Source organism: Streptococcus humanilactis, from assembly GCF_019448275.1.
GTDB lineage: Bacteria > Bacillota > Bacilli > Lactobacillales > Streptococcaceae > Streptococcus > Streptococcus humanilactis.
The window spans coordinates 760,605-770,588 of record NZ_JAHXBZ010000001.1 but is presented as its reverse complement, the minus strand read 5'-3'; the positions used below and the strand labels follow the sequence as shown (position 1 = coordinate 770,588).

Here is a 9,984-nt window from a genome sequence, read left to right as displayed (position 1 = left end):
ACAACATCATTCGTAGATGAAAGTGGTAAGTCAGTTTCACCAAATGAAGAAGGTAGCCAACCTAAGAAAGCTATCCCAGGATATGAGTTTGTAACAACTACAACTGATAAAGAAGGTAATGTAACTCACGTTTACCGTAAAGTAGTTAAGACAACAACATCATTTGTAGATGAAAGTGGTAAGCCAGTTTCACCAAATGAAGAAGGTAACCAACCTAAGAAAGACGTTCCAGGATATGAGTTTGTAACAACTACAACTGATAAAGAAGGTAATGTAACTCATGTTTACCGTAAAGTAGTTAAGACAACAACATCATTCGTAGATGAAAGTGGTAAGTCAGTTTCACCAAATGAAGAAGGTAGCCAACCTAAGAAAGCTATCCCAGGATATGAGTTTGTAACAACTACAACTGATAAAGATGGTAATGTAACTCATGTTTACCGTAAAGTAGTTAAGACAACAACATCATTTGTAGATGAAAGTGGTAAGCCAGTTTCACCAAATGAAGAAGGTAACCAACCTAAGAAAGACGTTCCAGGATATGAGTTTGTAACAACTACAACTGATAAAGAAGGTAACGTAACTCACGTTTACCGTAAAGTAGTTAAGACAACAACATCATTTGTAGATGAAAGTGGTAAGCCAGTTTCACCAAATGAAGAAGGTAACCAACCTAAGAAAGCTATCCCAGGTTACCGTTTCGTGGAAACTAAGAAACTTCCAAATGGAAATACAGAACACGTCTACGAAAAAGTAACGCCACCGGCTCCAACACCTACTCCTACTCCATTCGAATACAAGGTCATCACAACTTATGTAGATGAAAATGGTGAATTGATTATTCCAGACGAAAATGGATCACATCCAGGTAAGTCATTAGAAGGTTATGAGTTAGTTCGTACAAAAACAGATGCTAATGGTAATGTTCACAATGTTTACCGTAAGATTCAATCTCAAAAACCAGTACAACCAGTTGAGCCAGCTACTCCAGCAATGCCTGAACAGCCAGCTAAACCTCAAGTATCGGCTACTCCAGCACAACCAGTACAAGCAACAGCAATGAAAGAAGCTGAAGCTAAGCGCGAATTGCCAAATACTGGTACAGAAGACAATGCTAGCCTTGCAGCACTGGGACTTCTCGGAGTATTGAGTGGATTTGGTCTTGTAGCTCGCAAGAAGAAAGAAGACTAAGCCTTCTAATTGATCTGATTTGTTTGAAATGAACATATCATCCCTAAAGCTGATGAATCGAATGATTCATCAGCTTTTTGCTGTTGTCACCGGGGTCACAGAGTGGACATCGACATCGAGCTCTTAATTAGGAAATAATGGTTATACTTTCTTATTTTGGAGAAAATATGGTATAATAGAGAGTAAAAACTTTGAAAGAAAGAAAAAGATGAATTTAAAAGATTATATTGCAACAATTGAAAATTATCCAAAGGAAGGGATTACCTTCCGTGATATCAGTCCTTTGATGGCTGATGGGAATGCTTATAGCTACGCTGTTCGTGAAATCGTTCAGTATGCGACTGACAAGAAAATTGACATGATTGTAGGTCCTGAGGCTCGTGGATTTATCGTGGGCTGTCCAGTTGCCTTTGAGTTGGGAATTGGTTTTGCACCTGTTCGTAAACCAGGTAAATTGCCACGTGAAGTTATTTCTGCTGACTATGAAAAAGAGTACGGTGTTGATACCTTGACTATGCATGCTGACGCTATTAAGCCAGGTCAACGTGTTCTTATCGTAGATGACCTCTTGGCAACAGGTGGAACTGTTAAGGCAACTATCGAGATGATTGAAAAACTTGGTGGTGTTGTAGCAGGTTGTGCCTTCCTTGTTGAATTGGATGAATTGAACGGTCGTGAAAAAATCGGTGACTACGATTACAAGGTTCTTATGCATTATTAATGAAAAACAGTCCCTAGGGCTGTTTTCTCTACATTAGGATATAAAAACAGACTATAGTTAGTTAGAGAAAAACTATAATTGAAAACTATATCTTCTTGCAGTATAATAAAAGGACTAAGTGTTTGAGATTTGGCTTCAAACATATGCAATTATTCCTGAAAGAGTACAGTTAGGAGAGGGTTATGCCGATTCGAATTGATAAAAAACTACCAGCTGTTGAGATTTTACGGACAGAGAATATCTTTGTCATGGATGATCAACGTGCGGCCCACCAAGATATCCGTCCTTTGAAGATTTTAATTTTAAATCTCATGCCACAGAAAATGGTCACAGAAACCCAGTTGTTACGCCATTTGGCCAATACACCTCTACAACTGGATATTGATTTCCTCTATATGGAGAGCCATCGTTCCAAGACAACTCGTTCAGAACACATGGAGACCTTCTATAAAACTTTTCCTCAAGTCAAGGACGAGTATTTTGATGGGATGATTATCACGGGTGCTCCAGTTGAGCATTTACCATTTGAGGAAGTGGACTATTGGGAGGAATTTACCCAGGTGCTTGAGTGGTCTAAGACCCATGTCTATTCGACCCTCCATATCTGTTGGGGGGCTCAGGCGGGACTCTATCTGCGTTATGGGGTGGAAAAATACCAGATGGACAGTAAGTTATCAGGTATTTATCCTCAGGATGCTTTAAAAGAAGGGCACCTTCTCTTTAGAGGCTTTGACGATAGCTATGTATCCCCTCATTCACGGCACACGGAGATTTCTAAGGAAGAGATCTTAAACAAAACCAATCTTGAGATTTTATCAGAAGGACCTCAGGTTGGGGTTTCGATTTTGGCCAGTCGTGATTTACGTGAAATTTATAGTTTTGGGCATTTGGAATATGACCGTGATACCTTAGCAAAAGAGTATTTCCGAGATCGTGATGCAGGTTTGGATCCACATATTCCAGAAAATTACTTTAAGGATGATGATGTCAACCAGACACCTTGTCTTTGTTGGTCTTCATCAGCAGCCCTCTTTTTCAGTAACTGGGTGAATTATGCAGTCTATCAGGAGACACCTTTTGACTGGAGAAAGATAGAAGATGATGCATCTGCATATGGGTATTTATAAGAGGAATTATGACATATTTAGACGCTTTTAAATCAGGGAACTTGGTTTTGCCGAGTGCCCTGCTCTTGCATTTTAAGGAACTCTTTCCTTCCAGCGACGATTTTCTGGTCTGGCAATTTTTCTATTTGCAAAATACGACTGGCTTAGAAGAAATGTCTCCAAGCCAGATTGCTGAAAGGATTGGTAAGGAAATTTCGGATGTCAACCAGTCCATTTCCAATCTGACGGAAAGGGGACTGCTCCAGTATCGTACTATCGAACTAAATGGCGAAATTGAATTGCTTTTTGATGCTAGTTTGGCTTTGGAACGTTTGGATGACTTGCTTGGAGCTCCTACTTCGAGTTCAGACCAGTTGACACCTCAAAACCAGCTTAAGGATTTGGTAGAAACCTTCCAGCAGGAATTAGGACGCTTGTTGACCCCTTTTGAGATTGAGGATTTGACCAAGACACTAAAGGAAGATGGGACCAGTGCTGACTTGATTAAGGAAGCTCTTCGTGAAGCTGTTTTAAATGGAAAAGCAAACTGGAAGTACATTCAGGCGATTTTGAGAAATTGGCGCCATGAAGGAATCAAGAGTGTGCCTCAAATCGAGGCCAAGAGGGCAGAAAGAGAATCCAGCAATCCTCAGTTGACACAGGTATCTGCAGATTTCAGAAATGCCATGGATCTCTGGAAGGATTAATCCATGTAAGCAGGATTGAAATCCGAGTAAGATTTGCAAGCTGTGTCTAATTGTGATAAAATAAATAGAAAATAAATTGAAAAAAGAGGTATGTGAAATGTCACGTAAACCATTTATCGCTGGTAACTGGAAAATGAACAAAAATCCAGAAGAAGCTAAAGCATTCGTTGAAGCAGTTGCATCAAAACTTCCTTCATCAGATCTTGTTGAAGCAGGTATCGCTGCTCCAGCTCTTGATTTGACAGCTGTTCTTGCTGCTGCTAAAGGTTCAAACCTTAAAGTTGCTGCTCAAAACTGCTACTTTGAAAATGCAGGTGCTTTCACTGGTGAAACTAGCCCACAAGTTTTGAAAGAAATCGGTACTGACTACGTTGTTATTGGTCACTCAGAACGCCGTGACTACTTCCATGAAACTGACGAAGATATCAACAAAAAAGCAAAAGCAATCTTTGCAAACGGCATGCTTCCAATCATCTGTTGTGGTGAATCACTTGAAACTTATGAAGCTGGTAAAGCTGCTGAATTCGTAGGTGCTCAAGTATCTGCTGCATTGGCTGGATTGACTGCTGAACAAGTTGCTGCATCAGTTATCGCTTACGAGCCAATCTGGGCTATCGGTACTGGTAAATCAGCTTCACAAGACGATGCACAAAAAATGTGTAAAGTTGTTCGTGACGTTGTAGCTGCTGACTTTGGTCAAGAAGTTGCGGACAAAGTTCGTGTTCAATACGGTGGTTCTGTTAAACCTGAAAACGTTGCTTCATACATGGCTTGCCCAGACGTTGACGGTGCCCTTGTTGGTGGTGCGTCACTTGAAGCAGAAAGCTTCTTGGCTTTGCTTGACTTTGTAAAATAATCAGTAGCAAAAGCTAGGTGGAACAGCATTCAGATGTCTGTTCCATTTTTTATAGGAGAGGAAAGATTGAAAACAAAGATTGGAAAAATTGGATTAGCAAGTATCTTTTTACTAGGCTTGGCAGTTAGTCATGTAGCTGCAAATGAAACTGAAGTAGCAAAAACTTCGCAGGATGCAAGGACAGTTTCAAGTAGTTCAGAGCAAAATCAGTCTTCTAATAACACTCAAACGAGTGCAGGTGTAAAGACCACTGCTTCTGCCCACTGGGAGGGAGATTATTATGTAAAGGCTGATGGTTCCAAAGCAAAGAGTGAGTGGATTTTTGATAACTACTATAAGGCTTGGTTTTATATTAAGTCAGACGGTCGTTATGCTCAAAATGAGTGGCAGGGCAATTACTACCTAAAATTAGGTGGTTATATGGCTAAGAATGAATGGGTTTATGATAACGCCTATAAGAATTGGTTTTACCTGAAGTCTGATGGTTCTTATGCTAACCAGGAATGGCATTCTGTTGGAGGTAAATGGTACTATTTTAAGAAGTGGGGCTATATGGCTAAAAGTCAATGGCAGGGAAATTATTTCTTGAATGGTCAAGGTGCCATGATGCAAAATGAATGGCTTTATGATCCAGCCTATTCATCTTACTTCTATCTCAAGTCCGATGGTTCTTATGCAAATCAAGAGTGGCAAAAGGTAGACGGCAAGTGGTACTATTTCAAGAAGTGGGGTTACATGGCCAAAGATGAGTGGCAGGGTAACTACTATTTGACAGGAAGTGGTGCTATGGCGACTGGTGAATTAGTCATGGATGATGCTCGCTATATTTTTTCTGACTCAGGTGAGTTAAAAGAAAAGAAAGACTTGAATGTTGGCTGGGTTCACCGAAATGGCAGACGTTATTTCTTTAACCATCGTGAAGAACAAGTTGGGACTGATCAAGTTAAAAAAGTTATCGATGTCAGTGAACACAATGGTCGTATCAGTGACTGGAAAAAGGTCATCGATGATAATGGCGTTGATGGAGTTATTGTTCGTTTGGGCTATAGTGGAACTGAGGACAAGGAATTGGCTCATAATATTAAGGAGTTAAACCGTCTTGGAATTCCTTACGGTGTTTACCTTTATACTTATGCTGAAAATGAGACCGATGCTGAGAATGATGCTAATCAAACCATTGAACTCTTGAAAAAATACAAGATGAACTTGTCTTACCCTATCTACTACGATGTTGAGAACTGGGAATATGGCAATAAGACCAAGAGAGCTCCAAGTGATACTGGAACCTGGGTCAAGATTATCAACAAGTATATGGCAACAATGAAACAGGCTGGTTATCAAAATGTGAATGTTTATAGCTACCGTCAACTTTTGCAAACTCGTTTAAATCATCCTGATATTTTACAACATGTCAATTGGGTTGCTGCTTATACTGATGCGCTTGATTGGAATAATTCTCATTATTCAGGTTCAAAAGGTTGGCAATATACTTCATCTGAATACTTAAAAGGAATTCGTGGTCGTGTTGACGTCAGCGTTTGGTATTAAGATGTAAAATTGAGAAAAGCGCCTACAAATTGTATGCTCTTTTCTTTATTTTATCGCTGTTAAGAGAGTTTGAAAGTGACTGTGTTTTATTCTAAAAATTCTTAAATTATCAGTCTATTGCAACTTTTCTCATGTGAGTCATTTTGCTTGCTATTGGTTTTACTTAGTAGTATACTAAGGTAGTAATCAGTAAGAAGTGATTACAAATAATAATGAATGAGGTAAAATAAAATGGTAGAATTGAAAAAAGAAGCAGTAAAAGACGTAACATCATTGACAAAAGCAGCGCCAGTAGCATTGGCAAAAACAAAGGAAGTCTTGAACCAAGCAGTTGCTGATTTGTATGTAGCTCATGTGGCTTTGCACCAAGTGCACTGGTACATGCGTGGTCGTGGTTTCCTTGTATGGCATCCAAAAATGGATGAGTACATGGATGCTCTTGATGGTCACTTGGATGAAATCAGCGAACGTTTAATTACCCTTGGTGGCAAACCTTACTCAACTTTGACAGAATTCCTTCAACACAGTGAAATCGAAGAAGAAGAAGGAGAATTCCGTAACGTTGAAGAAAGCTTGGAACGCGTTCTAGCTATTTATCGCTACCTCATCACTCTTTTCCAAAAAGCTTTGGATGTGACTGACGAAGAAGGCGATGATGTTACAAACGATATCTTTGTTGGTGCTAAGGCTGAACTTGAGAAAACAGTTTGGATGATTGCAGCAGAACTTGGACAAGCACCTGGTTTGTAAGAAATAGAATAATCATATAAAAATCTGTAGGATGTCTCTTACGGATTTTTTCTATTCTGTAAGCTATTCCAAACCAGTCTTTTTTTGAGTTTTTTGATAAAATAGTACTATCAGTGAAAAGGATGGAAGCATGACTAAGAAAATCGTAGCTATTTGGGCCCAGGATGAAGAGGGTGTGATTGGTAAGGACAATCGTCTGCCTTGGCATTTGCCAGCAGAACTGCAACACTTCAAAGAAACAACTCTAAATCATGCTATCTTGATGGGGCGCGTGACCTTTGATGGGATGGGGCGCCGCTTGCTTCCAAAACGGGAGACCTTGATTATGACTCGTAATCCAGAAGAAAAGATAGATGGAGTTGCTACTTTTCAGGATGTCCAGTCTGTTCTCGACTGGTATCAGGCCCAAGAAAAGAATCTCTACATTATCGGTGGGAAGCAGATTTTTCAGGCTTTTGAACCCTACCTTGATGAAGTGATTGTGACTCAAATTCATGCTCGGGTGGAGGGTGATACCTATTTTCCTGAAGAGTTTGACTTGTCTCTTTTTGAGACGGTTTCAAGCAAATCTTATACCAAAGATGACAAAAATCCTTATGATTTTACTATCCAATACCGAAAGAGAAAGGAAGTCTAATGGAACGTAGTATATTTGGTTTTTTCACAGCCATGCTGTGTTTGGTCTGCTTGCTTGCAGGGGCACAGGCTTTTCGTAAAAAGCGCTATGGACTTTCTGTCCTGCTCTGGTTAAATGCCTTTACCAATTTGGTCAATAGTATCCATGCTTTTTACATGACCTTATTTTAGATAGAATGACAGTATAGAATAGAACGGAAGGAAATCATGCCTACAAATAGGAATAATGATATGATGGTTTATTGCTCATTTTGTGGCAAAAGCCAAGAAGAAGTACAAAAAATAATCGCTGGCAACAACGCCTTTATCTGTAATGAATGTGTGGAGTTAGCCCAGGAAATCATTCGGGAAGAGTTGGCTGAGGAAGTCTTGGCAGACTTGTCAGAAGTTCCAAAACCAATCGAACTTCTCCATATCTTGAACCACTATGTAATCGGTCAAGATCGTGCCAAACGGGCTTTAGCAGTTGCAGTTTACAACCACTACAAACGCATCAATTTCCACGATACGCGTGAAGAGTCAGAAGATGTGGATTTGCAGAAATCAAACATCTTAATGATTGGCCCAACTGGTTCAGGGAAAACTTTCCTTGCTCAGACCTTGGCTAAGAGTTTAAATGTACCTTTTGCCATTGCGGATGCGACAGCTCTTACTGAGGCTGGTTATGTGGGTGAGGACGTAGAAAATATCCTCCTCAAACTATTGCAGGCTGCTGACTTTAACATTGAGCGAGCAGAGCGTGGCATTATCTATGTGGATGAAATTGACAAGATTGCTAAGAAGAGCGAGAACGTATCGATCACACGTGATGTTTCTGGTGAAGGTGTGCAACAAGCCCTTCTCAAGATTATCGAGGGAACCGTTGCTAGTGTTCCGCCTCAAGGTGGACGTAAACATCCACAACAAGAGATGATTCAAGTCGATACCAAAAATATCCTCTTCATCGTGGGTGGTGCTTTTGATGGTATTGAAGAAATCGTCAAACAACGTCTGGGTGAAAAAGTCATCGGATTTGGTCAAAACAATAAGGCGATTGATGAAAACAGCTCCTACATGCAAGAAATCATCGCAGAAGATATTCAAAAATTTGGTATTATCCCTGAGTTGATTGGACGTTTGCCTGTCTTTGCTGCTCTTGAACAGTTGACAGTAGATGATTTGGTTCGTATCTTGAAAGAGCCAAGAAATGCTTTGGTGAAACAATATCAAACCTTGCTTTCTTATGATGATGTCGAGTTGGAATTTGACGACGAGGCCCTTCAAGAGATTGCCAATAAGGCCATCGAACGGAAGACAGGTGCGCGTGGTCTTCGCTCGATTATCGAAGAAACCATGCTAGATGTCATGTTTGAAGTACCGAGTCAGGAAAATGTGAAATTGGTTCGCATCACGAAAGAAGCTGTCGATGGAACGGATAAACCAATCCTAGAAACAGCCTAGAGGTGACTATGGAACTTAATACACATAATGCTGAAATCTTGCTCAGTGCGGCTAATAAATCCCACTATCCGCAGGATGAACTGCCAGAGATTGCCCTAGCAGGGCGTTCAAATGTTGGTAAGTCTAGCTTTATCAACACCATGCTGAACCGCAAGAATCTAGCCCGAACATCAGGTAAACCTGGTAAAACCCAGCTTCTCAATTTCTTTAATATCGACGATAAGATGCGCTTTGTGGATGTGCCTGGTTATGGCTATGCCCGTGTTTCTAAAAAGGAACGTGAAAAGTGGGGGCGTATGATTGAGGAGTACCTAACGACTCGGGAAAATCTCCGTGCGGTTGTCAGTCTAGTTGACCTTCGTCATGACCCGTCAGCAGATGATGTACAGATGTACGAATTTCTCAAGTATTATGAGATTCCGGTTATCATCGTTGCGACCAAGGCGGACAAGATTCCTCGTGGTAAATGGAACAAGCACGAATCAGCAATCAAAAAGAAATTGAACTTTGACCCAAGTGACGACTTCATCCTCTTTTCATCTGTCAGCAAGGCAGGGATGGATGAGGCTTGGGATGCAATCTTAGAAAAATTGTGAGGAAAAGAAAATGGCAAAAACAATTCATACAGACAAAGCTCCAAAGGCTATCGGACCCTATGTTCAAGGAAAAATCGTTGGCAACCTTTTGTTTGCTAGTGGTCAAGTTCCTCTCTCTCCTGAAACTGGGGAAATCGTTGGAGAAACGATTCAAGAACAGACAGAGCAAGTCTTAAAAAACATCGGTGCTATTTTGGCAGAAGCAGGAACAGATTTTGACCATGTTGTCAAAACAACTTGTTTCTTGAGCGATATGAACGACTTTGTTCCTTTTAACGAGGTTTACCAAACGGCCTTTAAAGAGGAATTTCCAGCTCGTTCAGCAGTAGAGGTAGCTCGTCTTCCTCGTGATGTAAAAGTCGAAATTGAAGTCATCGCAGAGATTGGATAAGCTAGTTGAAGTTTGGTGTTGCCAAACTTCTTTTGATATAAG

The 9,984-nt window shown here is 40.4% G+C and carries 12 protein-coding genes; all 12 read left to right on the top strand.

What is annotated here, in order from left to right; translation table 11 throughout:
- A partial coding sequence (locus KV696_RS03675; protein ID WP_219966886.1) for a MucBP domain-containing protein occupies positions 1 to 1,191 on the top strand: 1,191 nt, incomplete at its 5' end.
- Positions 1,192 to 1,399: 208 nt separating this feature from the next.
- On the top strand, positions 1,400 to 1,912 hold the full coding sequence (locus KV696_RS03670; protein WP_001049318.1) for an adenine phosphoribosyltransferase: 513 nt from the start codon (positions 1,400 to 1,402) through the stop codon (positions 1,910 to 1,912).
- A gap of 182 nt (positions 1,913 to 2,094) precedes the next feature.
- Positions 2,095 to 3,039, top strand: coding sequence for a homoserine O-acetyltransferase MetA (metA, locus tag KV696_RS03665; RefSeq protein ID WP_219966885.1), 945 nt, complete (start codon positions 2,095 to 2,097; stop codon positions 3,037 to 3,039).
- Positions 3,040 to 3,047: 8 nt separating this feature from the next.
- Positions 3,048 to 3,725, top strand: a complete 678-nt coding sequence (locus KV696_RS03660) for a DnaD domain-containing protein (RefSeq protein WP_219966884.1) — start codon at positions 3,048 to 3,050, stop codon at positions 3,723 to 3,725.
- Between the two features lie 97 nt (positions 3,726 to 3,822).
- The gene (gene tpiA, locus KV696_RS03655; RefSeq protein WP_000087891.1) at positions 3,823 to 4,581 is read left to right on the top strand and encodes a triose-phosphate isomerase; all 759 of its coding nucleotides are present in this window, start codon (positions 3,823 to 3,825) and stop codon (positions 4,579 to 4,581) included.
- Positions 4,582 to 4,614: 33 nt separating this feature from the next.
- On the top strand, positions 4,615 to 6,129 hold the full coding sequence (lytC, locus tag KV696_RS03650; protein WP_219966883.1) for a GH25 family lysozyme: 1,515 nt from the start codon (positions 4,615 to 4,617) through the stop codon (positions 6,127 to 6,129).
- 231 nt (positions 6,130 to 6,360) lie between these two features.
- Positions 6,361 to 6,879: a Dps family protein gene (locus KV696_RS03645; RefSeq protein WP_045604665.1), complete on the top strand. Its 519-nt coding sequence runs from the start codon at positions 6,361 to 6,363 to the stop codon at positions 6,877 to 6,879.
- Positions 6,880 to 7,009: 130 nt separating this feature from the next.
- Entirely contained in the window at positions 7,010 to 7,516 is a 507-nt protein-coding gene (locus KV696_RS03640; protein ID WP_219966882.1) for a dihydrofolate reductase, read from the top strand.
- Positions 7,516 to 7,686 carry a hypothetical protein gene (locus KV696_RS03635; protein WP_000442260.1) on the top strand — a complete coding sequence of 57 codons (171 nt, stop codon included), beginning with the start codon at positions 7,516 to 7,518 and terminating at the stop codon, positions 7,684 to 7,686. The genes KV696_RS03640 and KV696_RS03635 overlap by 1 nt, the downstream gene beginning before the upstream one ends.
- A 36-nt stretch (positions 7,687 to 7,722) precedes the next feature.
- Positions 7,723 to 8,955, top strand: a complete 1,233-nt coding sequence (gene clpX / locus KV696_RS03630) for an ATP-dependent Clp protease ATP-binding subunit ClpX (protein ID WP_012972566.1) — start codon at positions 7,723 to 7,725, stop codon at positions 8,953 to 8,955.
- A gap of 8 nt (positions 8,956 to 8,963) precedes the next feature.
- Positions 8,964 to 9,551: a ribosome biogenesis GTP-binding protein YihA/YsxC gene (gene yihA, locus KV696_RS03625; protein WP_000422605.1), complete on the top strand. Its 588-nt coding sequence runs from the start codon at positions 8,964 to 8,966 to the stop codon at positions 9,549 to 9,551.
- A 10-nt stretch (positions 9,552 to 9,561) separates the two neighbouring features.
- Positions 9,562 to 9,942: a RidA family protein gene (locus KV696_RS03620; RefSeq protein WP_001140420.1), complete on the top strand. Its 381-nt coding sequence runs from the start codon at positions 9,562 to 9,564 to the stop codon at positions 9,940 to 9,942.
- Positions 9,943 to 9,984 lie beyond the last annotated feature (42 nt).

What these genes read in the sequence shown, in the direction of transcription:
- KV696_RS03670 (WP_001049318.1), top strand. Translation starts at nt 1,400, where the DNA reads ATGAATTTAAAAGATTATATTGCAACAATTGAAAATTATCCAAAGGAA.
- metA (WP_219966885.1), top strand. Translation starts at nt 2,095, where the DNA reads ATGCCGATTCGAATTGATAAAAAACTACCAGCTGTTGAGATTTTACGG.
- KV696_RS03660 (WP_219966884.1), top strand. Translation starts at nt 3,048, where the DNA reads ATGACATATTTAGACGCTTTTAAATCAGGGAACTTGGTTTTGCCGAGT.
- tpiA (WP_000087891.1), top strand. Translation starts at nt 3,823, where the DNA reads ATGTCACGTAAACCATTTATCGCTGGTAACTGGAAAATGAACAAAAAT.
- lytC (WP_219966883.1), top strand. Translation starts at nt 4,615, where the DNA reads ATGTCTGTTCCATTTTTTATAGGAGAGGAAAGATTGAAAACAAAGATT.
- KV696_RS03645 (WP_045604665.1), top strand. Translation starts at nt 6,361, where the DNA reads ATGGTAGAATTGAAAAAAGAAGCAGTAAAAGACGTAACATCATTGACA.
- KV696_RS03640 (WP_219966882.1), top strand. Translation starts at nt 7,010, where the DNA reads ATGACTAAGAAAATCGTAGCTATTTGGGCCCAGGATGAAGAGGGTGTG.
- KV696_RS03635 (WP_000442260.1), top strand. Translation starts at nt 7,516, where the DNA reads ATGGAACGTAGTATATTTGGTTTTTTCACAGCCATGCTGTGTTTGGTC.
- clpX (WP_012972566.1), top strand. Translation starts at nt 7,723, where the DNA reads ATGCCTACAAATAGGAATAATGATATGATGGTTTATTGCTCATTTTGT.
- yihA (WP_000422605.1), top strand. Translation starts at nt 8,964, where the DNA reads ATGGAACTTAATACACATAATGCTGAAATCTTGCTCAGTGCGGCTAAT.
- KV696_RS03620 (WP_001140420.1), top strand. Translation starts at nt 9,562, where the DNA reads ATGGCAAAAACAATTCATACAGACAAAGCTCCAAAGGCTATCGGACCC.